Here is a 24,812-nt window from a genome sequence, read left to right as displayed (position 1 = left end):
ACTCTACGCGCTGGCCCGGAGGAACCGGACAAGGGGGTTGTTTCGGCTGCCCCGGCCGGCCCTACTCCTGGGCGACCGCCAGGTCGGGGCGGGGCACCCGGTCGGCGAAGGCCTGCCAGAAGCCCGCCCGGATGGCGTACCTGTCCTGCTCGTCGATCTGGTCGTCCTTCGCCGTGAGCAGGCCGAACCGGGCGGCGTAGCGCAGCAGTTCGGCGTCCAGGCGGTGCGGGATGCGCGGGTGGTCGGTCCAGAGCGGGAGCAGTTCGGTGCTCCGGGGCAGCCGGGACAGCCAGCGGCGGGCGAACACCGCGCCGACCTGCTGGGCGTCGCCGGGGACGGCGGCGCTGTCCTCCTCGCGGTCGGACCAGCGCTGTTCGGGGCTGGTGAGCTCGGCCAGCGTGGGCGGCGCGGGGGTGAGCCGGGCCGAGGACCAGCGCAGCACCAGGGCGGGCGGCACGGTGGGGGCGGGCCGGGTGGCCAGGTCCCTGGGGGTGGGGACGACCCGGAGTTCCGGCGCGCGCACCGGGGCCGGTACGGGGGCCGGGCCGGTCTCCCGGAGCTGGGCCCAGCGTTCGACGAAGGCGCGGTCCAGCTCCCGCCGCTCGTCCGCCTCGGCGACCAGGTCCTCGGACTGGTTGAAGTCACCGTCCACCGGCTGGACCGCCCAGAGGTGCACCACCACGCCGTGCTCCTTCGCGCACACCATGCCGGGCAGCAGGTCGCCGTCGCCGCTGAGCAGCACCAGGTCGGCGCAGGCCCGGTTGTGGGCCAGCTCGGTGAGCTCGGCGTGCATCGCGGCGTCCACGCCCTTCTGCACCCAGCGCCCCTCGGCCCGGGTGAGCGCGCCGAGCCGGACGGTGACCCGGGGCAGGGTGCGCAGGCGGCGGTGTTCGGGCAGCGAGCGCCGGTCGGGGGCGGCGTCGAACCAGTAGATCCGCAGCAGCGGCAGCCCGGTCTCCGCCTCGGCCCGCTCCGCCAGTGCGGTGGCCAACGCGGCGTGATCCACCGTCAGCCGGGCCCGGACGGGGTCCCCCGCCAGCAGGTTGGCCGCCGCACCGAGCAAGTACCCCGCGTCCACCAGGACGACGCACCGGTCCACTCCACACCACTTCCCTCCGGAGGGCCGCACCGCGCGGGGAAACGATGTGGGGGCCCGCACGGCCGCCGACGTCCGGCGGTCGGGGCGAGCACCGCCGGTGGGCACTCTCTACCCCCCGATCGGCTGGTGAACCGTTCCGCCGGGCCCGCCCGGCGCGGCCGGAGGTCCCGGGACGCACCGGCCGGGCCGGACGGGGCGTCAGCCCCGGTGCTCGGCCAGCTCGGCCGCGACCAGCTCGGCGATCTGCACCGCGTTCAGCGCGGCGCCCTTGCGCAGGTTGTCGTTGGAGAGGAACAGCGCGAGGCCGTTCTCCACCGTCTCGTCCGCCCGGATCCGGCCGACGAAGGACGGGTCCTTGCCCGCCGCCTGGAGCGGGGTCGGGATCTCGGACAGCTCCACGCCCGGGGCCTTGGCGAGCAGCTCGTACGCGCGCTCGACGCTGATCGGGTTGGCGAAGCGGGCGTTCACCTGGAGCGAGTGACCGGAGAACACCGGGACCCGCACGCAGGTGCCGGAGACCTTCAGGTCGGGGATCTCCAGGATCTTGCGGGACTCGTTGCGGAGCTTCTGCTCCTCGTCGGTCTCGAACGAGCCGTCGTCCACCAGGTTGCCCGCGAGCGGGACCACGTTGAAGGCGATCGGCCGCTGGTACACGCCCGGGTCGGTGGCCTGCACGGCCTCGCCGTCGAAGGCGAGCTGGTCCGCCTGCTCGGCGATCTCGCACGCCTGCCGGTGCAGCTCGGCGACGCCGGCCAGGCCGGAGCCGCTGACGGCCTGGTAGGTGGTGGCGACCAGCGCGGTCAGCCCGGCCTCGTCGTGCAGCGGGCGCAGCACCGGCATGGCGGCCATGGTGGTGCAGTTCGGGTTGGCGATGATGCCCTTGGGGCGGTTCGCGATCGCGTCCGGGTTGACCTCGGAGACCACCAGCGGGACCTCGGGGTCGCGGCGCCAGGCCGAGGAGTTGTCGATCACGACCGCACCGGCGGCGGCGGCCTTGGGGGCCAGCGCCTTGGAGGTCGAGCCACCGGCGGAGAAGATCACGATGTCCAGGCCGGCGTAGTCGGCGGTCTCCGCGTCCTCGACCGTGACCTCGCCGTCCCCCCAGGGCAGCGTCCTGCCCGCCGACCGCGCCGAGGCGAACAGCCGCAGCTCCGTCACGGGGAACTCACGCTCCGCCAGAATGCTGCGCACCACTCCACCGACCTGGCCGGTGGCGCCCACGATGCCGATCTTCATCGGGTTTCTCCTCCTGTGTTGTGCTCGATCAGAATCCGCACACTCCGCCCATCATGCCTGGTCGGGCGGGTCGGGCGGTACGGCGTTCCAGTGGGTGAACGGGCGGTGCACCGGCCGTCGGCGGCGCCGGGCGGAAATCCGGCGGCCGCCACCACCGGACGCCCCCGATTCGCCGGTGCCGGGCCGGTCGGGAGGGAAGAATCCGACCGGCCCGCGCGGTGCTGTCAGCCCGTCAGTTCCGCCAGCACCGTGAGCGCGGCGGCCACCGACGCCGGCCCGGCGGGCAGCAGCGGCAGCCGGACGTCCGGGGTGGGGATCCGGCCCTGGGCGTGCAGCACGCCCTTGATCACGGTCGGGTTGGGCTCGGCGAAGCAGGCGATCGAGAGCCGGGCGAGCCGGTGGCCCAGCTGGCGCGACCCCCGGCCGGTCGCCAGCTCGACGAAGCGGTCGGTGGCCAGGTGGGCCGAGGCCAGGATGCCGCCGGTCGCGCCGAGCGCGAGCAGCGGGGCGAGGAAGGGGTCGTCCCCGGCCAGCACCGCGAACTGCGGTGGCAGGTCGGCCAGCAGCGCGACGGTCTCCTGGTCGATCCCGCCGGCCGCGTACTTGACCCCGGCGACGTTCGGCAGGGCGCCGATCCGGCGCAGCGCGGCGGCGCCCAGGGCCTGACCGGTCCGGTACGGGATGTGATAGACGATCAGCGGCACCGGGCTCCCGGCGGACAACTGTTCGAAATGCGCCAGCGCGCCGGCCTCGCCCGGCCGGGTGAAGGCGGGCACGGTGACCAGCGCGGCGTCCGCGACCCCGGCCAGTGCGGCCAGCGCCTCGACGGTGCGCCGGGTGTCGTTGCCCCCGGTGCCGACGGTGAGGACGGCGCCGTACTCGGCGGTGGCCTTGGCGCACACCTCGATCACGGTGCGCCGCTCGGCCTCGTCCAGGGTGGCCACCTCGGCGGTGGTGCCGAGCGCGACCAGCCCGGCCGCGCCGTCGGCCAGCGCCTGCCGGGCCAGCTGCTCCAGGGCGGCCACGGCGAGGGTGCCGTCGGCGGCGAAGGGGGTGACCAGCGGGACGTGGATTCCGTGCAGTTCCATGCCGTCGAGCCTGCCGCCCTTCACCGTGCAGGTCCAGTTCACATCTCCGACGGATCTCGTAAGCTGAGCCGATGCTCGACGTCCGCCGCCTGCGGCTGCTCCGTGAACTCGCCCACCGCGGCACCATCGCCGCCGTCGCCGAATCGCTCGCCTTCAGCCCGTCCGCCGTCTCCCAGCAGCTCTCGGTGCTGGAGCGGGAGGCCGGCGTACCGCTGCTGGAGCGGACCGGCCGCCGGGTCGCGCTCACCCCGGCCGGGCGTAACCTGGTCCGGCACGCCGAGGCGGTGCTGGAGCGGCTGGAGCTGGCCGGGGCCGAACTGGCGGACGCCAGGAGCGGGTTGGCGGGCCCACTGCGGATCGGCACCTATCCCTCGGCGGCCCGGGCGATCATCCCGGCCGCCCTCGCCGCGCTCGCCCGGGAGCACCCCGGGCTGGAGCCGATGGTCACCGAGGTGGACCCGGCGGAGGTCTCGGCGATGCTGCGCTCCGGCGAGCTGGACGTGGCACTGGTGCACGAGTACGACTTCGTGCCGACCGACCCGCAGCCGGGGCTGGCCACCGAGTCGCTGTTCACCGAGGCGATGTACCTGGCGGCTCCGTCGGCCGGGACGATCGCCGACCACCGGGATTCGCCGTGGATCGTCGCACCGCACGGCACGCTCTGCCACGCGATGGCCGTCCGGGCCTGCCAGGCGACGGGGTACACCCCCCGGATCCGGCACCAGATCGACGATTTCGGCACGGTTCTGGCGCTCGTCGCGGCGGGCCAGGGAGTGGCTCTCGTCCCCCAGCTGGGAGTGGCCGGGGCACCCTCTGGCGTGGCGCTCACCCGCCTGCCGATGGCCCGCCGGACCCGGATCGCCTATCGCGCCGGAGCGGCCCGCCACCCGGCCGTGGCGGCCTTCGTCACAGCTCTGCAAACGGCACTCCCGAGTGACCTGAGGTGCTGATTGGATGTCCGATCAGCGGCTAGGGTGGAGCCTTCCTTCGAGCCTGAGGAGCCGTCCCACCGTGGCCGACAGCTTTGTTCACCTGCATGTCCACACCGAGTTCTCGATGCTGGACGGAGCAGCGAAGAACGGCAAGCTGTTCGCGGAAGCGGAGCGGCAGGGCATGCCCGCGATCGCGATGAGCGACCACGGCAACATGTTCGGCGCGTACGAGTTCTTCCAGACCTCGAAGAAGATCGGCAGCGTCAAGCCGATCATCGGCATCGAGGCGTACGTCGCGCCCGGCTCGCGGTTCGAGAAGAAGCCGGTGTTCTGGGCGCCCGGCGGCCAGCGTCAGGTGAGCGCGGACGGCGAGGGCGGCAAGGACGTCTCGGGCGGGGGCCGGTACACCCACATGACCATGTGGGCGCAGAACGCCACCGGGCTGCGCAACCTCTTCAAGCTCTCCTCGCTCGCGTCGATGGAGGGCTACTACATGAAGCCCCGGATGGACCGCGACCTGATCGCCGCGAACGCCACCGGGATCATCGCGACCACCGGCTGCCCGTCCGGCGAGGTGCAGACCCGGCTGCGGCTGGGCCAGTACGAGGAGGCGGTCAAGGCCGCCGACGCCTACCAGCAGATCTTCGGCCGGGAGAACTACTTCCTGGAGCTGATGGACCACGACCTGTCCATCGAGCGGGACGTCCGGGACGGTCTGCTGCGGATCGCCAAGCAGCTGGACATCCCGCTGCTGGCCACCAACGACTCGCACTACGTGACGGCCGATCAGGCCGACGCGCACGACAGCCTGCTCTGCGTCGGCGTGGGCAAGAACAAGGACGACCCGAACCGCTTCAAGTTCAACGGCAGCGGCTACTACATCAAGACCCCGGAGGAGATGCGCGCGCTCTTCGCCGAGCTGCCGGAAGCGTGCCGCAACACGCTGGAGATCGCCGACCGGATCGAGCCGTACGACGAGGTCTTCAACTACGTCGACCGGATGCCGCAGTTCGACGTGCCGGAGGGCGAGACCCAGGCGTCGTTCCTGCGGCAGAAGATCAAGGCCGGCCTCCAGCACCGGTACGGCGACAACCCGAGCCAGGAGGTGCTGGACCGGATCGAGCTGGAGATGGGCGTCATCTCCCCGATGGGCTTCGACGCGTACTTCCTCGTGGTCGCCGACATCTGCCAGTACGCCCGCGACAACGGCATCCCGGTCGGCCCGGGCCGTGGTTCGGCGGCCGGCTCGATGGTCTCGTACCTGACCCGGATCACCGAGCTGGACCCGCTGGAGCACGATCTGCTGTTCGAGCGGTTCCTGAACCCCGAGCGCATCAACCCCCCGGACGTCGACATCGACTTCGACGACCGCCAGCGCGACCAGATGGTGCGGTACGTCACCGACAAGTACGGCGAGGCGTACACCGCCCAGGTGAACACCTTCGGCACCATCAAGGCCAAGGCGGCCGTCAAGGACGCCAACCGCATCCTCGGCTACCCGTTCGCGATGGGCGACCGGATCACCAAGGCGATGCCGCCGGACGTGATGGGCAAGGGCGTGCCGCTGGCCGACCTGTTCAACGAGAAGCACCCGCGCTACAACGAAGGCACCGAGATCCGCTCGCTCTACGCGAACGAGCCGGACGTCAAGAAGATCATCGACACCGGCCTCGGCATCGAGGGCCTGATCCGCGGCACCGGTGTGCACGCGGCGGCCGTGATCCTCTCCTCGACCCCGCTGCTGGAACTGATCCCGCTGCACAAGCGGGACAAGGACGGCGTGATCATCACCGGCTTCGACTACCCGTCGTGCGAAGCCATGGGTCTGATCAAGATGGACTTCCTGGGTCTGCGCAACCTGGGCATCATCGACCACTGCATCAAGATCGTGAAGTCCAACCGCGGCATCGACGTCGACATCGAGAAGATCCCGCTGGACGACCCGACCACCTACCAACTGCTGGCCCGGGGCGACACCCTGGGCGTGTTCCAGCTCGACGGCGGGCCCATGCGGGCGCTGCTGAAGCTGATGAAGCCGACCGAGTTCGCCGACATCTCCGCCGTCTCGGCGCTGTACCGGCCGGGCCCGATGGGCATGAACTCGCACACCAACTACGCGCTGCGGAAGAACGCCCAGCAGGAGATCATCCCGATCCACCCCGAGCTGGAGGCCCCGCTCGCCGAGGTGCTCGGCCCCACCTACGGCCTGATCGTCTATCAGGAGCAGGTGCAGCGAGCCGCCCAGGTGCTGGCCGGCTACAGCCTCGGACAGGCCGACCTGCTCCGCCGCGCGATGGGCAAGAAGAAGAAGGAGGTCCTGGAGAAGGAGTTCGTCCCCTTCCACGCGGGCTGCAAGGAGCGCGGCTACTCGGACGAGGCGATCCAGGCCGTCTGGGACGTGCTGGTGCCGTTCGCCGGCTACGCGTTCAACAAATCGCACTCGGCCGCGTACGGCCTGGTCTCCTACCAGACCGCCTACCTGAAGGCGAACTACCCCGCCGAGTACATGGCCGCCCTGCTGACCTCGGTCGCGGACGACAAGGACAAGATGGCCGTCTACCTGGCCGAGTGCCGGTCGATGGGCATCAAGATCCTCTCCCCCGACGTCAACGAGTCGGTGGAGGACTTCACCGCCGTCGGCACCGACGTCCGGTTCGGCCTCAAGGCCGTCCGCAACGTCGGCACCAACGTGATCGACTCGCTGGTCAAGACCCAGAAGGAGAAGGGGAAGTACGCCTCCTTCGCCGACTTCCTGGACAAGGTCGAGCTGGTGGTCTGCAACAAGCGCACCGTCGACTCGCTGATCAAGGCCGGCGCCTTCGACTCGCTCGGCCACACCCGGCTCTCGCTCACCACCGTGCACGAGAACGCGATCGACGCCGTCACCGGCGTCAAGAAGCAGCAGGCGATCGGCCAGGACGACCTGTTCGGCGCGATGGACAACGGCGAGGACGTGCCGACCATCGGGCTGGACTTCGAGCTCTCCGACCGCGAGTGGCCGCGCAAGCAACTCCTCAGCCTGGAGCGGGAGATGCTCGGCCTGTACGTCTCCAGCCACCCGCTGGACGGCGCCGAGCACATCCTCTCCCGCAACCGCGACGTCTCGATCGCCGAACTGCTCGGCTCCGGCCGCACCGAGGGCGAGGTCCGGCTGGCCGGCCTGGTCACCGCGGTCGACCGCCGGATCAACAAGGCGGGCAACGCCTGGGCGATCATCACCCTGGCCGACCGGGACGGCTCGGTCGAGGTGCTGTTCTTCCCGGCCTCCTACAACCTGATGTCCGACCAGATGGTCGAGGACAACGTGATCTCGGTCCGCGGCCGGCTGAACGAACGCGACGGCTCGCTCAGCATCTTCGGCCAGGAGATCACCAGCCTGGACATCTCCTCCGCCGAACACGGCGGCAAGCCCCCGATCCTGATCACCGTCCCGACCGGCCGGGTCAACCCCGAGATGATCGCCGAGTTCAAGACCACCCTGCGCTCCCACCCCGGCGACGTCCCGGTCCGCCTGCTCACCACCGGCCGCGACAAGAACGTCCTCTACGAACTCGGCTTCCTGGTCAGCCCCGACAACGGCGCCTTCGCCTCCGAGGTCAAGACCCTGCTGGGCCCGTCCGCCTGGAGCAACGCCTGATCCGTCCTGGCTACTCGCCGACCCGGGCGTCGGCGGGGGGACGGAGCTCGGCGGTGTCCGGGCCCAGGGTGGCGAGCAGGCGGAGGCCGTCCTCGGTGGGGGTGCCGGGGGCGGCGGACAGGACGATCAGTTCCATGCCCGACTCGTCCGGCAGGGCGAAGTTCTCCTGGTGGAGTTCCAGCGGGCCGACCAGGGGGTGCCGGTAGGCCTTCCGCCCGTGGGTGCGGGTGCGCACGTCGGCGCGGGCCCAGAGGCGGCGGAAGCGTTCGCTGCCCATCGCCAACTCGCCGATGAGGGAGGTGAGTCGGGGGTCCTCGGGGTACTTGCCCGCGGCCAGCCGCAGGTGGCCGACCACGTCGAGGGTGCAGTGCTCCCAGTCCGCGTAGAGGCCGTGCTCGGTCTCCTCCAGGAAGAGGTTCCGGGCGATGTTCAGGCCCGGTGTCGACCGGCCGTAGAGCAGCCCGGCGAGACGGTTGCCGGCGAGCACGTCCAGCCGGTGGTCCATGATCAGCGCGGGTGCGTCGGCGACCAGGCCGAGCACCCGCAGCAGCTCCGGCCGGACCCGGCCGCCCGGGACCTTCGCCCGGCGGCGGCGCTTCCCGGCGAGCCGGCAGAGGTGGTCGCGTTCGGTCCCGTCGAGGCCGAGCACCCGGGCGAGCGCGTCGAGGACCTGCCCGGAGGGCTGGGTCGCGCGGCCCTGCTCCAGGCGGACGTAGTAGTCGACGCTGACCCCGGAGAGGTGGGCGACCTCCTCACGGCGCAGCCCCGCCACCCGGCGGCGGCTGTCGGTGGGGATGCCGACGGCGGCCGGGTCGACCCGGGAACGCCGGGTCCGCAGGAAGCCCGCAAGATCGTCCATGCGTCGAGTATGGCCCCGCCGGCGCTCCCCGAGGGTGGCCCTGCCAGTACCAGGAACCCCGGTCCGACGGAAGCGGCGCCCCTGAACACCGGCCGCCGCAGCGCCCAGGATCGAGAGCACCCGATCCGAAGGAGCACCCCGTGAAGACCCTCATCGTCCACGCCCACCCGGACCCGAAGTCGCTCAACAGCTCGCTGAAGGACCTGGCGGTCTCCACCCTGACGGCCGCCGGGCACGAGGTCCGGGTGAGCGACCTGTACGCGATGGACTGGAAGGCGACCGTGGACGCCGCCGACTACGGCCCCGACGCCTCCAGCCCGCTGCGGGTCGCCCTGGACTCCGGCCGGGCCTTCGAGGCCGGCACGCTCAGTCCGGACGTCCGCGCCGAGCAGGAGAAGCTGCTCTGGGCCGACACGATCGTCTTCCAGTTCCCGCTCTGGTGGTACACCATGCCCGCGATCCTCAAGGGCTGGGTGGACCGGGTGTTCACCCACCGCTTCGCCTACGGCGTCGGCGAGCACAGCGCCACCAAGTACGGCGAGCGCTTCGGCGAGGGCACCCTCGCGGGCCGGCGGGCCCTGCTCTCGGTGACCCTCGGCGGCCCGGAGTCGCACTACTCCGCGCGCGGGATCAACGGCCCGATCGACGACCTGCTGTTCCCGTTCCAGCACGGCGTCCTCTACCACCCGGGCGTCGAGGTGCTGCCGCCGTTCCTGCTGTACAGCGCCGACCGGCTGACCCCCGAGGACTACCCGGACGTCGCCAAGGCGTGGCAGGAGCGCCTGCTCACCCTGGAGTCGACCGAGCCGATCGCGTTCCGGCGGCAGAACTTCGGCGACTACGAGATCCCCTCGCTGCACCTCAAGGAGGGCCTGGAGCCCGCCGGCCGGACGGGTTTCGGGCTGCACGTACGCGGCTGACCGGACGCCCCGTCAGCCGCCGACCGGCAGGCCGCTCGGCTCCTTCACCCGCTTCATGATGATCTGCGAGTTGACCTCGGTGACCCCGGTCAGCGTGGTCAACCGCTCGATCCAGAGCCGCTCGTACGCCTTCAGGTCCTCGACCGCGATCCGCAGCAGGCAGCCGGGGCTGCCGAACAGCCGGTACGCCTCGATCACGTCCGGGATCTCCTGGAGCGCGGCCTCGAACGCCTCCACCGCCTCCCGCTCGCGGCGGACCTCGACCGAGACCAGCACCTCGAAGCTGCGGCCGACGGCGGCCGGGTCGATCACCGCGCGGTAGCCCCGGATCACGCCGTCCTGCTCCAGCTGGCGGACCCGGCGCATGCACGGCGAGGGCGTCAGCCCGACCCGCTGGGCCAGCTCCTGGTTGCTCAGTCGGCCGTCGCGCTGGAGCTCGCGCAAGATATCCCTGTCAATCTGATCCATCACGCGCTCATCTTGCGCACTTTCGATCGGGCTGGCAAGAATTCGCGATCGCATTGCGCACCGGTGCCGGTATTCTTGCTGGTGAGCGTTCCGCCACCCGCGGAGACCAACAGACAGCCCGGCCCCGGCAAACAGTCGGTGTCGGGCTGTTCCCCTTCTGGAGGCACCCATGGCACGCATCGTCGTGATCAGCACCGGCGGGACCATAGCCAGCCGGTGGCAGGGCTCCGGCTTCGCCGCCGACGCCGACGGCAGCGAAGTGATGGCGACCGCCGCCGTCCCGGCGGGCGTCACGGTCGAGGTGGTCGACCTGTTCAGCGTGAACAGCCCCCGGCTGACCAGCCTGCACCAGCTGGAACTGCTGCACACCGTGCACCGGGTGCTCGGCGACCCCGGGGTGGACGGCATCGTGGTGACCCACGGCACCGACACCCTGGAGGAGTCGGCCTTCCTGCTCGACCTGCACCACACCGACCAGCGCCCGGTGGTGCTGACCGGCGCGCAGCTCCCGCTGGACGCCGCCGACGGCGACGGGCCCGGCAACCTGCACGACGCCCTGCTGACCGCCGCCACCGCCCGCGGCCTGGGCGTGCTGGTCGTCTTCGACGGCGAGGTGCACGCCGCCCGGGGCACCGTGAAGACCCAGACCGTGGCCCCGAACGCCTTCACCGACCCCTCCGGCGACCGGCTCGGCGACGTCGGCTTCGGCCGCGCCCTGATCATCCGTCAGCCCGAGCGCCCGACCCCGCTCGCACTCCCCGCCGTCACCACCGCGCCGCCCCGGGTGGACATGGTGATGCACCACTCGGACGCCGACCCGGTGCTGTTCCGGGCCGCCGTGGCCGCCGAGGCGCAGGGCGTCGTACTGGTCGCCACCGGCGCGGGCAACGCCACCCCGGAGTTCGTCGACGCGGTCGCCGACGCCACCGCGCAGGGCGTGCTGGTCGCGCTGACCACCCGGGTGCAGTCCGGTCCGGTCACCGAGATCTACACCCACGGCGGCGCGGTCGACCTGGTCGCCGCCGGCGCCGTACCGACCGGCACGCTGCGGGCCGGGCAGTCCCGGATCGCGGTGCTGGCCGCGCTGCTCGGCGCCACCGACCGGGCCGGGCGCACCGAACTGCTCCGGCACGCGCTGGCGGCCCACAGCAGCGCACTCACCCACGCCTGAGCCCCGGCCCGGGAACCCGTCCGAATACTGTGGCGTCATCCGTTCCAGGACCGACGCACCAGCACAGAGGACGATCACCATGCAGCAGCAGAACGCGGCCGAGCGCGAGCCCGAGCGGGCCGAGACCATCCTGCGGGTCTTCGACCACGCCTTCGGCCGACTGCTGGCCGAGGACCCGGCCGCGTTCAAGGTGAAGTTCCGCAAGATGGCCGCCTCGGCGTTCGCCTTCTACCGGGGCACCGCCGGGCTGTACTACGCCGACCTGACCACCGCCCCGTTCGAGTCCTTCGGCGCGCCGTACCTGGACGAGCGGACCAGCCGGGTCTGGATCCACGGCGACCTGCACGCGGAGAACTTCGGCACCTACCTGAACGCCGAGGGCCGACTGGTCTTCAACGTCAACGACTTCGACGAGGCGTACGTCGGCGCCTTCACCTGGGACGTCCAGCGGCTGGCCGCCAGCCTGGCCCTGCTCGGCTACGCCAAGGCGCTCTCCGACCACACCATCGCCGAGCTGGTCCGGGCCTTCGCCACCGCCTACCGGTCCCGGATCGCCGCCCTCGCGGCCGGCGCACCGGCCGAGGCGTACACCCTGGACACCGCCGAGGGCCCGCTGCTGGAGACCCTCCGGCAGGCCCGGCTGCAGACCCGGGTGGCACTCCTGGAGCGGGAGACCGTGGTCGAGGGGTACGAGCGCCGGTTCCGCTCCGGCGGTGGCGCGATCCCGCTGGACGACGCCACCCGGGCCGAGGTGCTGACCGCCTTCGAGCAGTACCTGGCCACCCTCCCCCCGGCCACCCGCACCCGCCCCGACGCCCTCCGGGTCAAGGACGTGGTCGGCCGCCGGGGCATCGGCATCGGCAGCGCCGGCCTGCCCTCCTACAACGTGCTCCTGGAGGGCCACACCGACGCCTTGGAGAACGACGTGGTGATCTACCTGAAGCAGGGTCAGACCCCGGCCGTCTCCCGGCACGTCACCGACCCGGAGATCCGCGACTGGTTCACCCACGAGGGCCACCGCACGGTGATCTCCCAGCGCGCCCTGCAGGCCCACAGCGACCCCTGGCTCGGCTGGGCCACCCTGCGCGGCCACGGCATGCTGGTCGCCGAGGTCTCCCCCTACACCGCCGACCTGGACTGGACCGACCTCACCGAACCGGCCGACCTCCGCGACGTGGTCACCCACCTCGGCCGGGCCACCGCGGGCATGCACGCCGCCGCCGACGAGTCCTCCAGCGGGCACGGCCTGGTGCCGTTCTCCACCGAGCACGCGATCGACGCCGCGATCGGCGACGACACCGCCGACTTCGCCGACATGCTGGTCTCCTTCGCCCTCACCTACGGCGACCGCGCCCGCCGGGACCACCAGATCTTCGTCGACCTCTTCCGCAACGACCGCATCCCGGGCCTCGGCTGACCTGCCTTTCGGCAGATGGCTCGGCAGCTACGGTCAGGGGCTCGGGGAACTGCGACGCCGGCTCGAAACAGGTGATCGTCGCGTCAATGGCCAGGCACTTTCGCAGTGCCCCCAGCGCCAGACCTCGTCGCAGTTCCCCGAGCCCCTGGGTAGTGCAACCGAGCGCCCTGCCAAGGGCTGCGCCTGCCGGAGAGCGTTCCTGACCCGCCGTCCGCTCCCGCTCGGCACCCCGCCACGTCAGGGGTGCCGCCCCACTGTTCCGGCCGGACCTCTGCCCGGCCTCTTCTCCGTCGTACTTGTCCAGCGCGCCCGGCCGCCGCCTCCGGCCGGGCGTCCGCACTCACTGGCTGCCGTTCACCACCGAGTTCTGGATCGCACCCGCACCCAGCTGACGCTTCGCCAGCAGCTCGTCGTACGTACCGTTCCTGATCAACGCGTTCATCGCCTTCATCAGCACGTCCCGCAGTTCGCGGTCGCTCTTGCGGACCGCTATCCCGAACGGACGGGACTGGATCTGCGGTCCCGCCAGGTCGTACGTCTTCCCCTCCCCGATGGTGGTGGCGTTGTGCTGCGCCTTCGGGTAGTCGGTCACGTAGACCTCGGCCGTCCCGGTGCGCACGAGCTCCAGCGCCTCCGCGTCGGCGCTCGTCTCGAGCATCTTGAGCAGCTTGCCGGTGTGCTCGCACGCCTTCTGCTGCCTGGCCACCAGGTCGTTGTGGGTGGTGCCCTTCTTCACCGCGACGCTCCGGCCGCACAGGTCGTCGATGGCCGCGACCTTCTTGGGGTTCCCCTTGCTGACCACCATGCCGATACCGGCCATGAAGTAGTCCACGAAGTCGACGCCCTCGTTGATCGGCTGGTCGTTCTTGTCGACGCCCAGCTGGCGCTCGCGGGTGTCGGTGATGCCGGACATCCCGATGTCGTACTTCTTCTCGAACAGCCCGGGCAGCACGTTGGCGAACGGACCGGCGTCCTCGAACTCCAACCGGACCCCGAGTTCCTTCTCCATCGCGGCCGCGAGGTCGACGTCCAGACCGTCCGGCTGGCCCTGCGCGTTCTTGAAGATGACCGGGGCGGCGGTGAAGGACCCGCCCACCCGGATCACCCCGGCGGTCCGGACCGCCTTGGGCAGCCGGTCGTGCAGCGAGACCTTGTCGCCCTGCGGACCTTCCGAGCCGCAGCCGCTCAGCAGCAACGCGCCCACCACCGCGACGCCCGCCACCTGACCACTACGACTGGTGAATTGGCTCATGTAATCGCTTCTCCCGACTGATCGACGCACCACGCGGCGGGTTCGGGACAGGCGACGGCGACGCACACCGACGGGACCTCGCCGGCCCCGCTCCGGTGAGATCCCACTCCGCGTGCCGAAACGGCCGGGCCGGAGCCCGACGACGCCCCAGGACGGGAATGCCGGTCAGACTATAAGCCACCATGCTCACGCCAGTTCGTACGGGGGCTGTGCCCGGCGTACAACGTCGGTTCCGCCGTCAGCCCGCGGCGATCTCGGCCAGGAAGGCCAGCGCGACCGCCCAGGTCCGCTCGGCCGCTTCGGCGTCGTGGTCGGGCAGTTCGGGATCGGTGTAAAGGTGGCCCGCGCCCCGGTAGCGGTGCACCTCGACGTCGGCGCCCGCCTTGCTGAGGTTCAGGTACCAGGCGTTCAGCCAGTCCTCCGACTCGAACGGGTCGGGGTCGGCCACGTGCAGCTGGACCGGGATCTCGGTGGCGGCGTCCTCCCGGATGTCCGAGGTGCCGTGCAGGAGCAGCAGCCCGAGCGCCTTCTCGTCGGCCAGCGCGAGGTTCTGCGCCAGCGCGCCGCCGAGCGAGAAGCCGGCGTAGACCAGCCGGGTGTCGGCGGCGGTGAGCAGCGGGGCCACCTCGGTCACCGCACGGCGCAGCAGCTCCTCGCTGCCGATCTCCTCCTTGTACGCCATCCCGGCCTCGACATCGTCGAAGACCCGGCCGTCGTAGAGGTCCGGGGTGTGCACCTGGTGGCCGGCGGCACGCAGCCGGTCGGCGGCCTGGTGCACCGCCGGGCGCAGGCCGTACGCGGAGTGGAAGAGGACGATCTGAGCCACGTCTGGTTCCTTCGGAGTCAGCTGTTCGAGGTACCCGACCATCATCACCCACCGGAGCCGCCCGGTCCGGACCGGCCGCGCCCGCGACACCGGGGTGAAGAGCCGACGAACAGTCAGTCCGCGCTCTGGACAACTACTTACCGTTCAGTAGCCTTGCTGGACGTGACTGAGCCCACCGATGCCCTGTCCCTCGCCCGGCCGCGTCGCCGCCGGGTCCTCCAGGCCGCCGCACTCACCGCCGGTGCCGCCGCCCTTCCGTTCGCCGCCGCCGCACCGGCCACCGCCGCTGCCGCGCCGGAGTTCCTGCACGGGGTCGCCTCGGGCGACCCGCTCCCCGACGGGGTGGTGATCTGGACCCGGATCACCCCGGCACCGGACGCCACTCCCGGCTCCGGCAACGGCGCCGACACCCGGCTGACCTGGCAGGTGGCGAGCGACCGCGACTTCGCCACCGTGGTGGTCTCCGGCACGGTGACCGCCACCGCGGCCACCGACCACACCGTCAAGGTGGACGTCCGGGGCCTCCGCCCGGCCACCAGCTACTGGTACCGCTTCACCGCCGGCGCAGTCGGCTCCCCGGTCGGCCGCACCGCCACCACCCCGGCCACCGACGCGGCGCTCGGCCGGCTGCGGCTCGGCGTGGCGTCCTGCGCCAACTGGGAGGCCGGCTACTTCTCCGCGTACCGGCACCTGGCGGCCCGGGGCGACCTGGACGCGTTCCTCTTCCTCGGTGACTACATCTACGAGTACGGCACCGGCCAGTTCGCCGCCCGGGGCACCGTGGTGCGGCCGCACGCGCCCGCGCACGAGATCCTGGACCTGGCCGACTACCGCACCCGGCACGGCCGGTACAAGACCGACCCGGACCTCCAGGCACTGCACGCGACCGTGCCGACGATCGCGATCTGGGACGACCACGAGGTGGCCAACGACGCCTGGTCGGGCGGCGCGGAGAACCACACGCCGGGCACCGAGGGCAGCTGGGCGGACCGGGTGGCCGCCGCCAAGCAGGCGTACTTCGAGTGGATGCCGGTCCGGCCGTCGATCGCCGGGACCACCTACCGGCGGCTGCGCTACGGCACGTTGGCCGACCTCTCGCTGCTCGACCTGCGCTCGTTCCGCAGCGCGCAGGCCAAGGCGGCCACCGGCGAGGTCGACTCGGCCGACCGCACCATCACCGGCCGGGCCCAACTCGACTGGTTGAAGGCCGGGTTGTCCGCCTCGGACACCAACTGGCGGCTGGTCGGCAACTCGGTGATGATCTCGCCGGTGGCCTTCCTCTCGCTGCCCGGCTACCTGCTCCGGCCGCTCGCCCAGCTGCTCGGCCTGCCCGCCGAGGGCCTGGCGGTGAACCCGGACCAGTGGGACGGCTACACCCACGACCGCCGCGAACTGCTCGGCCACCTGAGCTCGCACGGCATCCGCAACACCGTCTTCCTGACCGGCGACATCCACTCCGCCTGGGCCGCCGACGTACCCAACGAGGCCGCCACCTACCCGGCCTCGGGCAGCGCGGCGACCGAGTTCGTGGTCACCTCGGTGACCTCGGACAACATCGACGACATCCTCAAGGTGGCCCCGCAGACCGTCTCGCTGCTGGCCGCCGCCGCGATCCAGGGCGCCAACCGGCACGTCAAGTGGGTCGACCTGGACTCACACGGGTACGGCGTCCTGGACGTCACCCCCGAGCAGGTCCAGATGGACTACTACGTCCTCTCCGACCGCACCCGCCGCGACGCCACCAGCAAGTGGACCCGCGGCTACCGCACCCGCACCGGCACCCAGCAGGTCGAACGGGTCTGGTCACCCCGCTGACCGAACGGGCCGGTCACCCCCGTCGAGCGGGGGTGACCGGCCCGGCTGCTCACGCCTCCCGCAGGTAGACCTGCACCTCCACCGGCGCGTAGCCGCGGTAGGTCCAGCTGAAGTTCTTCGTGGTCCCCTTCGGACAGGCCTTCGCCTCGTCCACGGTGCCGCCGCCCCGGAGCGTGGTGTACGCGTAGGCGCACTGCCCGTCCGCGTCCACGTCCTTCACGGAGCCCTGAACGGTGGTGTAACTCGGCGTGCTCTCCAGGTGGTTGCACTCGGTGTAGGAGACCTGTCCACCGCTGGTGCTGATCTTGTAGCTCTGGCAGGAGGCGGCCGCGGTGGCCGCCGGGACGGACAGGCCGGTGCCCGCGAAGGCGAGGGCGGCGGTCAGCAGTGAAACTGCGGCGAGACTCTTCTTGCGGGGACGGTACACGGGGGGCCTTTCGGCTCGCGGAATCCGGCCCGCCACGGATCAGCGGCGGGCGTCAGCTCACCGGCCACCCGGCGAGCTGACGCGATCTTCCTGCCATGTCCTTGCAAAGACCTTGCAGGACCGCCGACCCACCGTCAGGAGACCACGTCCTTGCGGGCGAAGCCCCGGAACGCCAGGGCCACCAGCACCACCGCGTAGCTGACCGAGAGCGTCACGCCCTGGAGCATGCCGCCCCACTCCAGCTTGGGCTGCAGCGCGTCCGCCCAGGCGTACTGCCAGTGCGCGGGCAGCCACTGCCGCAGGTCGCCGAGCGCCGTCACGGCGTCCAGCACACCGGTGATGATGGACAGGAAGACCGCCCCGCCGACCGCGCCCAGCGGTGCGTCGGTCACCGTGGAGAGCCAGAACGCCAGCGCGGCGATGACCAGTTCGGCCAGGAAGACGTACGCCACCGCGATCCCCAGCCGGGGCAGCGCCTCGGCCGCCGGGAGGGTCGCCCCGGTCGGCAGCCGCAGGTCGCCCCAGCCGTACGCGGCCGTGCCGACCACCAGCCCGACCAGCGGCAGCAGCAGGACCGCGCCCGCCGAGAAGGCCAGCCCGACCGTCAACTTCCGGGCCAGCAGCCGGGACCGGGGCACGGGTGCGGCCAGCAGGTAGCGCAGCGAGGACCAGCCCGCCTCGGAGGCCACCGTGTCGCCGCAGAACACCGCGACGGGGATCACCAGCAGGAAGCCGGTGCCCATGAACAGCAGGGTGACCGAGAAGTTCACCCCCGAGGCGGTGGCCAGCTCGATGAAGCTGGTCCGGCCGTCCCGGCCCGGCGTGTTGCCGCCGAGCTGGAACGCGGCCAGCACGATGAACGGCAGCGCCGCCAGCACCCCGCCCATCACCAGCGTGCGGCGGCGGCGCAGTTGGCGCACCGCCTCCACCCACAGCGGCAGCGTGCGACGGGCCCGGTAGCCGGGAGCGTGCTCCACCACGGCGCTCATGCCGCACCCCCGATCAGCGACAGGAACGCGTCCTCCAGTCGGCGGTGCGGTCCGACACCCTCCACCGGTACGCCCAACCTCACGAGCTCCGCCACCAGTTCACTCGCCGTCATCCCGTCCAGTCGTACCAGCAGACCCTGCTCGACCGCCTCCGCCGCACCCACGCCCGGCAGTTCGGCCACCTTCTCCGCCACCTCGGTGGCCGGGGTGGCCACCAGCAGCAGTTCGCCGCCGCCGATGATCTCGGCCACCGGCCCGGCACTGACCAGCCGGCCCCGGTCCATCACCACCAGGTGGGTACAGCTCTGCTCGACCTCGGAGAGCAGGTGGCTGGAGACGATCACGGTGCGCCCGGCGGCCGCGTACCGGATCATCACCTCGCGCATCTCCCGGATCTGCGGCGGGTCGAGACCGTTGGTCGGCTCGTCCAGGATCAGCAACTCCGGCATGCCCAGCATCGCCTGGGCGATCGCCAGCCGCTGCCGCATGCCCTGCGAGTAGGTGCGCACCGCACGGTCCAGCGCCTCGCCCAGGTCCGCGATCGCCAGCGCCTCGTCGAAGTGCGCGTCCTCGACCGGGCGGCCGGTGGCCTGCCAGTACAGCCGCAGGTTGGCCCGGCCGGTCAGGTGCGGCAGGAAGCCCGCGCCCTCCACGAAGGCGCCCACCCTGGAGAGCACCGGTGCGCCGGGGCGCACCGCGTGGCCGAACAGCCGGATCTCGCCCTCGTCCGGCTGGATCAGCCCCATCAGCATCCGCAGCGTGGTGGTCTTGCCCGCGCCGTTCGGCCCGAGCAGGCCGAGCACCTGCCCGCGCTCCACCCGGAAGCCCAGCTCCCGGACCGCGTACCGGTCGGCGGAGCCGTGGTAGCGCTTGCTCAACCCACTGATCAGGAGCGGCACTTCGGCCAGGGCCGGGTCGTACTTGGCCACCTTGGTGCGCCGGAACCTGACCAGCAGCAGGGCGGCCACCGCCAGCGCGAGCAGCGGCAGCACCCAGACCCGGGCGGGCAGCGGCGCCGCCTCGGTACGCAGCCCGTCCACCGTCGGTACGGTCAGCGGTCCGGCCGCCGAGATCCGGTAGGTGGCCGGCTCGACCGGCGAGGCGTACCCGAGGTCGCTGCTCGCCAGCACCAGCCGAAGCCGGTGTCCGACCGCGAACTCGTGGTCCACCGCGGACAGTTGGACGGTCACCGACCTCCCGGCCGCCGCGCCGGTGACCCGCAGCGGGGCGGCCAGCTGCTGCGGCAGGGTCTGCTTGCCGTCGGGCCCGAGGTCGTACAGCTTGGCGAACAGCACCGCGTCCGGCCGGTCGGCCTGGACCTGGACCTGGACGGTGGGCGCACCGGTGAGGTGCAGCGTCGAGTCGAGCGGCGCGGAGTCGAAGCTCGCGAACTGGCCCGGGAAGTCGATCGCCAGGCCCGCCCCCACCGAGGAGAGCTGGCTCAGCGCGCCGATGCCGGGCACGGCGGAGATGTTCGGCGGGGCGCCGCCGGGCGGGTTGGCGATGGTCTGCTCACCGCCGGTCAGCTGCACCGTCCGGGTCCCCGTCCCGCCCAGGCCCGGGTAGCTGTCGGCGCTCGCGCCGCGCAGCACCGCCTCGAAGCCGGTCGAGTCCAGTCCGCCGGTCCGGGTGACCCGGAAGGCCGGGCCGGTGTCGTTGTCCTGCCTCTTCAGGTAGTGGTCGAACCAGGCGGCGACCCGGCCCTCCACCCGCTCGCTGCCCTCGGTGCCGCCGTCGTGGCCGCCGGCGAACCAGTCCACCGCGACGGGTGCCCCGTTGGCCGCCACCGCCTTGGCGATCCTGTCCCCCTGGTCGAGCGGGAAGAGCGAGTCCTGCTGCCCCTGCACCACCAGCGTCGGCACCTTGATCCGCGCCGCCACCGAGGAAGGGCTGGACCGGTCCAGCAGCGCCACCGACTCGGCGTCCGCCCGCCCGGTGGTGGCCACCCGGTCGTACATCGCGCACAGCTCGTCCGAGAACCGGCCGCAGCCGACCGGACCGTCCTGCTGCTTCGGCTGACCTCCCTTCAGACCGCCGGCCGAGCCGGTGGTGAAGAAGATCCCGGCCCACAGCTTCTTGAACACCCCGTCGGTGCCACCCGCCCCCGCCGACTGCGGGCCCTGCTCGCTGCTTCCCTGCGGGAACAGTGCCTCGTTCAGATTCCACCAGGTGATCTGGCTCGACACCGCGTCGATCCGGGAGTCGTACGCGGCACCGAGCAGCGCGGCCCCGCCGCCGTACGAGGCGCCGGTGATGCCCACCCTCGGGTCGCCAGGTGCGTCGAGCTGCACCTCGGGGCGCTGGGCCAGCCAGTCCACCAGCCGCTGCACGTCGGCGATCTCCCGGTCCGGCGCGTCCAGCCCGATCTTCCCGGTCGAGGCGCCGAAGCCCCGGGCCGACCAGGTCAGCACCGCGTACCCCTGCCGGGCCAGCCGCTCGGCCTGGTCCCGTTCGCCGTCCTTGCTGCCGCCGAAACCGTGCGCGAGCAGGACCGCCGGGCGCGGGGTGCCACCCGTGGTGAAGAACGAGGTGTCGATACTGACCTGCTCCGCCGAACCGGGTGTCTCGGGCATCGAGAGCCGCTGCTCCTGTTGCCGGACCGCCGTCGGTCCGTCACCGCCGACGGCCACCGCCGCCCCGCCGACCACCAGCACCACACCGGCCGCCGCCCCCGCGATCAGCCGCCTGCGCCCGGGCCGCCACCGACGCCACACCCCACCGAATCCCATGGTCACCGACCCTAGCCGCCCGCGCGGTAGGAAACCTGTAAGTCTCGCGCGCGGCCCGCCCCACCACCAGCGGTCTATCCCATGGACGATCATCTGACCAACCGTCATAGTGTCCGCCATGGCATCTCTCATCCATCACGTGACCATCGACTGCGCCGACACCTACCGGCTCGGTTCCTTCTGGGCCGAGGTCCTCAACGCCAAGCTCGCCGACGACGACAAGCCCGGTGACCCCGAGGCCCTCATCGTGGGCGACCGGATCGACCTGCTGTTCGTCGCCGTCCCCGAGGGCAAGGCGGCCAAGAACCGCCTCCACTTCGACATCCAGCCCAGCGACCGGACCCGCGACGAGGAGGTCGAGCGCCTGCTCGCCATCGGCGCCACCCTGGTCGCCGACCGTCGCCGCCCCGACGGCTCCGGCTGGGTCACCCTCGCCGACATTGAGGGCAACGAGTTCTGCGTCGAGCGCAACGCCGCCGAGCGCGCCGCCGTCTGACGCCCCGACGGTCGGAGCGGCACCGCCCCTCCGACCGGACCGGCGCCTACGCTCCCCTCATACCCGCCATCCACCTCGGCCGGGTCCACAACCCCCACCGACCCGAGGACGGCGCCCGGATCCTGGTCGCCGGCCGCCGGCCGCGCGGCCTGAGCAAGGAGCGCGCCGCACTGGACGGCCGGCCGAAGCCGCTCACCCCGTCCACCGAACTGCGCCGCTGGCACCACGGCGGCGGCGACTTCCCCACCTTCCGCACCCGCTACCTCACCGAGCTCGCCGCCCCCGAGGCCCAGGCCGAACTCGCCTCCCTGCACACGCGGTTGGCCGCCGGCCCGGTAGTCCTGCTGACCGCCGCCAAGGACCTCGACCACAGCCACGCGGCCGTCCTGCGCGAACTGCTGACGCATCCCCCGGCCACGCCCTGCCCCCTCCGCACCCTGACGGTGCCTCAGCGGGATACCCCGAAGTCGCCGCTCCGGTAGCGGAGTTGCCGACTGGCAATGGCCCGCCGGACGAGCAGCGAGCGGACCGCGAGGTGCACCGGACCGCCTGGGGGTGCTGGAGCGGCACTTCGGTCTGGCACTCCCCCGGACCCTGGTGCTGAAGGCGCATGTGCCAACAGCCCGAAGTTGATTGCCAGGCGCCTGGTGCTGCGCAACCATCGTCGGATGAGTACAGATGAGGGCCGGATCCTGACACGGGTTGTGCAGACGTGCTACGCCAGCCCATCACAGTGGGATGCCTGGACTGCCGACGGCCAGTACCTGTATCTCCGGTACCGGCATGGTGAGGGCAGCGTCGAGTGGCACCCCGGCCCTGACTTCGATGACAGTCGGGAGTCTTGGAACGAGGGCCGCTCCGGGCTCCTGATCGAATGGGACGACCGCACCGACGACGGTCTCATCAGCCTTGAGGACTTCCTCGCAACAGCCGGCTTGGTGCTGGCACCGGATGCCTCGGTGAGTTGAGGTCACGGCACGTGGTCAGGTGCGGAGCCGGATGACGAGCGCGGCTGCGGTGACGGTGCCGAGGAGGACCTGGCCGCGCCTGTCGCGACGGCACACAGTGATGTTCTCCGAGCGGCCTGGCTGACGCACCACGAGCACGTCGACGCCGGTCTCGCCCGTCGAGGCGCAGGCATACACGTTGCGCCGCGTCACCGGCCCCGACCTGACGGACGGGACCGGTGACGGTGGGTCAGCTCAGCGGGTCGAGCGTCATGTACGCCTGCTGCGGGCTGCCGTCGTGGACCAGCGACTCGTGGTGGCCCACGTCGTCGAAGGCGAAGGCGTACGCGTTGCCGTCGGCCATCTGCGCGTGGATCTTGCGCGCGTAGTGGTTGGTGACAGCGTCCTGGTAGAACCCGGCCGCGCTCGTGTCGGGCTGGTTCGGGTTGGTGAGCAGGGTGGAGCGGTTGTACCCCGCGCACAGGGTGCGCGAAATCGGGCCCCGGACCAGGTCGTTGGGGGCGTCCAGCAGCTTGTAGCAGCCGAAGATGCTGTCGGAGTCGGGCTTCTGGAAGCTGGTGACGACCGCGCCCGCGCTGTTGGTGAAGTTCATCGTGTTGCCGGAGACCCGCCCGAAGTACTTGGTCCCCGGCTGGTCGGCGAACGGCGTCACGGTCAGCGTGGAGGTGGCGTACTTGCTCCACACCCGGTTCACGTAGTCGCTCATCGCGGTGGCCGGCAGCGCACCGGACTCGATCCCGTGCCCCGGTGAGAGCGCCCGCAGCACGGTGCCGTCGGACCGGGTCTGGATCAGGTTCGCCCAGCCGCCCGGCTGACCCTTGAGCGCGTTGTAGAAGCCCTGGTAGCCACCGGGCTTCAGGTGACCGGTGCTCGTGACGGTGCCGTTCGGCGCCTTCACCCCGACCGCGTACGGCACCGAGAACATGTCGACCTGGGTGCTGTTGATCCACAGCCCGGAGTCGTTGAGCGTGTACTCCGACCAGTTGAAGAGGATGGTGCGATTCGGGTCGCTCGGGTTCTGCACGGCGGGCTGGACCAGGCCCCCGGTGGTGAGCTTGAAGACCAGCTTCTGCCCGTACGAGAAGTAGATCCGGCCGGAGAACTTCGGCATCCGGATGGTGGTGGTCCCACCACTGCCGGGCCCGGCGATCGACGCGTCCGGCGCGGGCACCGGCGGGTTGGCCCCGCCCGGCCAGGCGTGGAACGTGCCGTTGGCGTCGGCCCAGCCCTGCTGACCGGTGGTCAGCAGGGTGCCGAGGTTGTAGATGTAGACCGGCTCGGTGCGCCCCGAGTTGTTGGTGAAGGTGAGCGGGATGGTGGTGGGGACCGCCGCGCCGGCCTGCTGCGCGGGGAGCGCCAGGGTGATACCGGCCGCCGCCGTCACGGCGGCGGCCATGGCGACCGCGCCGATCGTGCGGCGTGCGGGTGCTCGTCTCGTGCCCATGGGGGTCGTTCCTCCAGGTGGTGGGGTACCACCGGACTGCCGGGACGACCGGTGTGGGGACCGGAAGGAGGGGGCGACAGCCCGGCGGCGGTGGTGACGCCGCACTCTGAGAGCGCTCTCAGGATGCGACCGCCCACCCGGACATGTCAATGGTCCAGACATCCACTCCGGCGCCGTACCTGCCCGCGCCGCCCGACCCCACTGGCTCAGGCCAGAAAGCGGACCTGGTCGATGAGACCGTCACGTACCCGGTACGCCACCAGCAGGCGGATCGGCTCCTCGGTGATGCCGTACGCGGTCTCGTGGTCGACCACCCACTCGCCCTCGACCAGCCGCCCGCTGATCTCCGCCCGGCACCGGCCCGCGGCGAACTGGTCGCGGTACGTGTCACCCAGCGCCTCCGCGCCCTCCCTCACCGAGCCGTCGCGGCGATGGACCACCACCTCCGGGGCATAGGTGGCGAGGAAGGCGTCGAGATCGTGGGCGTTGTAGGCGTCGAGCTGGCGTTCCACGACACTCTGGGGATCACGTGCGGCAGTCATGGATCGGATTGTCTCCCGCACCGGCGGGGCAGCAGCCACCCCGGAGCGACCCGACTGCGTCTCTCCGGTGGAATCGGCACCTCGTCGGCACCCCGGAACAGATGGTCATAGACCCTGTGCAGATATGCGTACAGGTCATCCTCGGTAGCGAAGTCGACGTTGGTGGCCCGGCTGTACTGCACGATGGACAGTGGACGTTCGGCGAGCAGGCGGTCGAACTGAGCGCACACGTCTGCCGGCCAGGGCGCCCGGCCGACGACGGCTCGGACGTCCTGCATCGAACCGTGTGCGAGCTCGATTCCCGAGTACTGCCGGATGAAGCCGATCGGGGCCTCACCGAAGCGCACGGGCCACGTCGGTCCATCCTTCCGTCATTCCGGCTGGTCGGGTGCCGGCCATGAGCAGGGGTGTTCCAAAGTCCCGGTGATCATGTGAGTCTGCAGGCCACAGCGGTGCGAGGGGTGGGGGTTGGCCCGTCACGAACGCAACGAAACTCC

Annotated in this window: 23 protein-coding genes; 9 read left to right on the top strand and 14 right to left on the bottom strand. The window is 71.6% G+C overall.

The window, feature by feature from the left end; all coding sequences use genetic code 11:
- Nucleotides 1-61: 61 nt before the first annotated feature.
- From ACIRPK_RS24795 to ACIRPK_RS24785, 3 genes are all read right to left on the bottom strand, one after another.
- On the bottom strand, nucleotides 62-1,099 hold the full coding sequence (locus ACIRPK_RS24795) for an NYN domain-containing protein (RefSeq protein ID WP_403041763.1): 1,038 nt from the start codon (nucleotides 1,097-1,099) through the stop codon (nucleotides 62-64).
- Between the two features lie 198 nt (nucleotides 1,100-1,297).
- On the bottom strand, nucleotides 1,298-2,335 hold the full coding sequence (locus ACIRPK_RS24790) for an aspartate-semialdehyde dehydrogenase (RefSeq protein ID WP_403041760.1): 1,038 nt from the start codon (nucleotides 2,333-2,335) through the stop codon (nucleotides 1,298-1,300).
- 224 nt (nucleotides 2,336-2,559) lie between these two features.
- On the bottom strand, nucleotides 2,560-3,423 hold the full coding sequence (locus ACIRPK_RS24785) for a dihydrodipicolinate synthase family protein (RefSeq protein WP_403041757.1): 864 nt from the start codon (nucleotides 3,421-3,423) through the stop codon (nucleotides 2,560-2,562).
- A gap of 71 nt (nucleotides 3,424-3,494) precedes the next feature.
- Between ACIRPK_RS24785 and ACIRPK_RS24780 the strand changes: the two genes are divergently transcribed.
- Both ACIRPK_RS24780 and dnaE read left to right on the top strand, forming a co-directional pair.
- The gene (locus tag ACIRPK_RS24780; protein WP_403041755.1) at nucleotides 3,495-4,373 is read left to right on the top strand and encodes a LysR family transcriptional regulator; all 879 of its coding nucleotides are present in this window, start codon (nucleotides 3,495-3,497) and stop codon (nucleotides 4,371-4,373) included.
- Nucleotides 4,374-4,434: 61 nt separating this feature from the next.
- Nucleotides 4,435-7,992: a DNA polymerase III subunit alpha gene (gene dnaE / locus ACIRPK_RS24775; protein WP_403041753.1), complete on the top strand. Its 3,558-nt coding sequence runs from the start codon at nucleotides 4,435-4,437 to the stop codon at nucleotides 7,990-7,992.
- A gap of 10 nt (nucleotides 7,993-8,002) precedes the next feature.
- Here dnaE and ACIRPK_RS24770 read toward each other — a convergent pair whose 3' ends face one another.
- Nucleotides 8,003-8,851 (bottom strand): helix-turn-helix transcriptional regulator, encoded by an 849-nt coding sequence (locus tag ACIRPK_RS24770; protein WP_403041751.1) that lies wholly within the window; start codon nucleotides 8,849-8,851, stop codon nucleotides 8,003-8,005.
- A gap of 140 nt (nucleotides 8,852-8,991) precedes the next feature.
- Between ACIRPK_RS24770 and ACIRPK_RS24765 the strand changes: the two genes are divergently transcribed.
- Nucleotides 8,992-9,771 carry an NAD(P)H-dependent oxidoreductase gene (locus ACIRPK_RS24765; RefSeq protein ID WP_403041746.1) on the top strand — a complete coding sequence of 260 codons (780 nt, stop codon included), beginning with the start codon at nucleotides 8,992-8,994 and terminating at the stop codon, nucleotides 9,769-9,771.
- Nucleotides 9,772-9,783: 12 nt separating this feature from the next.
- On the opposite strand, the gene ACIRPK_RS24760 is transcribed toward ACIRPK_RS24765, so the two are convergent.
- On the bottom strand, nucleotides 9,784-10,239 hold the full coding sequence (locus ACIRPK_RS24760) for an Lrp/AsnC family transcriptional regulator (protein ID WP_403041744.1): 456 nt from the start codon (nucleotides 10,237-10,239) through the stop codon (nucleotides 9,784-9,786).
- 169 nt (nucleotides 10,240-10,408) lie between these two features.
- Here ACIRPK_RS24760 and ACIRPK_RS24755 point away from each other — a divergent pair, with 169 nt between their 5' ends.
- Nucleotides 10,409-11,410 (top strand): asparaginase, encoded by a 1,002-nt coding sequence (locus ACIRPK_RS24755; RefSeq protein ID WP_403041742.1) that lies wholly within the window; start codon nucleotides 10,409-10,411, stop codon nucleotides 11,408-11,410.
- A gap of 79 nt (nucleotides 11,411-11,489) precedes the next feature.
- A complete protein-coding gene (locus tag ACIRPK_RS24750) occupies nucleotides 11,490-12,827 on the top strand; it encodes a DUF2252 domain-containing protein (RefSeq protein WP_403041739.1) in 1,338 nt (445 codons plus the stop codon).
- Between the two features lie 340 nt (nucleotides 12,828-13,167).
- Here the strand turns inward: ACIRPK_RS24750 and ACIRPK_RS24745 are convergent, their stop codons facing one another.
- Entirely contained in the window at nucleotides 13,168-14,079 is a 912-nt protein-coding gene (locus tag ACIRPK_RS24745; protein WP_403041737.1) for a transporter substrate-binding domain-containing protein, read from the bottom strand.
- Nucleotides 14,080-14,317: 238 nt separating this feature from the next.
- Nucleotides 14,318-14,947: a dienelactone hydrolase family protein gene (locus ACIRPK_RS24740; RefSeq protein ID WP_403041898.1), complete on the bottom strand. Its 630-nt coding sequence runs from the start codon at nucleotides 14,945-14,947 to the stop codon at nucleotides 14,318-14,320.
- 120 nt (nucleotides 14,948-15,067) lie between these two features.
- Between ACIRPK_RS24740 and ACIRPK_RS24735 the strand changes: the two genes are divergently transcribed.
- On the top strand, nucleotides 15,068-16,720 hold the full coding sequence (locus ACIRPK_RS24735; protein WP_403041735.1) for an alkaline phosphatase D family protein: 1,653 nt from the start codon (nucleotides 15,068-15,070) through the stop codon (nucleotides 16,718-16,720).
- A 49-nt stretch (nucleotides 16,721-16,769) separates the two neighbouring features.
- Here ACIRPK_RS24735 and ACIRPK_RS24730 read toward each other — a convergent pair whose 3' ends face one another.
- The 3 genes from ACIRPK_RS24730 to ACIRPK_RS24720 all read right to left on the bottom strand — a co-directional run bounded on the left by ACIRPK_RS24730 (nucleotide 16,770) and on the right by ACIRPK_RS24720 (nucleotide 20,865).
- A complete protein-coding gene (locus ACIRPK_RS24730) occupies nucleotides 16,770-17,147 on the bottom strand; it encodes a hypothetical protein (RefSeq protein ID WP_403041733.1) in 378 nt (125 codons plus the stop codon).
- Between the two features lie 134 nt (nucleotides 17,148-17,281).
- Nucleotides 17,282-18,136 (bottom strand): ABC transporter permease, encoded by an 855-nt coding sequence (locus ACIRPK_RS24725; RefSeq protein WP_403041730.1) that lies wholly within the window; start codon nucleotides 18,134-18,136, stop codon nucleotides 17,282-17,284.
- A complete protein-coding gene (locus ACIRPK_RS24720) occupies nucleotides 18,133-20,865 on the bottom strand; it encodes an alpha/beta fold hydrolase (protein ID WP_403041728.1) in 2,733 nt (910 codons plus the stop codon). Before ACIRPK_RS24720 ends, ACIRPK_RS24725 begins: the two co-directional genes overlap by 4 nt.
- Before the next feature lie 118 nt (nucleotides 20,866-20,983).
- On the opposite strand from ACIRPK_RS24720, the gene ACIRPK_RS24715 reads away from it, so the two are divergent.
- The 3 genes from ACIRPK_RS24715 to ACIRPK_RS24705 all read left to right on the top strand — a co-directional run bounded on the left by ACIRPK_RS24715 (nucleotide 20,984) and on the right by ACIRPK_RS24705 (nucleotide 22,329).
- A complete protein-coding gene (locus ACIRPK_RS24715) occupies nucleotides 20,984-21,361 on the top strand; it encodes a VOC family protein (protein WP_403041727.1) in 378 nt (125 codons plus the stop codon).
- The gene (locus ACIRPK_RS24710) at nucleotides 21,322-21,843 is read left to right on the top strand and encodes a DUF488 domain-containing protein (RefSeq protein WP_403041896.1); all 522 of its coding nucleotides are present in this window, start codon (nucleotides 21,322-21,324) and stop codon (nucleotides 21,841-21,843) included. The genes ACIRPK_RS24715 and ACIRPK_RS24710 overlap by 40 nt, the downstream gene beginning before the upstream one ends.
- Nucleotides 21,844-22,029: 186 nt before the next feature.
- Nucleotides 22,030-22,329, top strand: a complete 300-nt coding sequence (locus ACIRPK_RS24705) for a hypothetical protein (protein WP_403041724.1) — start codon at nucleotides 22,030-22,032, stop codon at nucleotides 22,327-22,329.
- A 15-nt stretch (nucleotides 22,330-22,344) separates the two neighbouring features.
- On the opposite strand, the gene ACIRPK_RS24700 is transcribed toward ACIRPK_RS24705, so the two are convergent.
- The 4 genes from ACIRPK_RS24700 to ACIRPK_RS24685 form a co-directional block, all read right to left on the bottom strand.
- Nucleotides 22,345-22,521, bottom strand: a complete 177-nt coding sequence (locus ACIRPK_RS24700; RefSeq protein ID WP_403041722.1) for a hypothetical protein — start codon at nucleotides 22,519-22,521, stop codon at nucleotides 22,345-22,347.
- 37 nt (nucleotides 22,522-22,558) lie between these two features.
- Nucleotides 22,559-23,773 carry a glycoside hydrolase family 64 protein gene (locus ACIRPK_RS24695; RefSeq protein WP_403041719.1) on the bottom strand — a complete coding sequence of 405 codons (1,215 nt, stop codon included), beginning with the start codon at nucleotides 23,771-23,773 and terminating at the stop codon, nucleotides 22,559-22,561.
- A 206-nt stretch (nucleotides 23,774-23,979) separates the two neighbouring features.
- Complete coding sequence (locus ACIRPK_RS24690; RefSeq protein ID WP_403041717.1) at nucleotides 23,980-24,315, bottom strand: nuclear transport factor 2 family protein; 336 nt, start codon at nucleotides 24,313-24,315, stop codon at nucleotides 23,980-23,982.
- The gene (locus ACIRPK_RS24685; RefSeq protein WP_403041714.1) at nucleotides 24,312-24,662 is read right to left on the bottom strand and encodes a hypothetical protein; all 351 of its coding nucleotides are present in this window, start codon (nucleotides 24,660-24,662) and stop codon (nucleotides 24,312-24,314) included. Before ACIRPK_RS24685 ends, ACIRPK_RS24690 begins: the two co-directional genes overlap by 4 nt.
- Nucleotides 24,663-24,812 lie beyond the last annotated feature (150 nt).

The sequence above is a fragment of the Kitasatospora sp. NPDC101801 genome (genome assembly GCF_044766665.1).
In the GTDB taxonomy this organism is placed as follows: Bacteria; Actinomycetota; Actinomycetes; order Streptomycetales; family Streptomycetaceae; genus Kitasatospora.
This window is presented reverse-complemented; position numbering and strand designations above follow the sequence as displayed.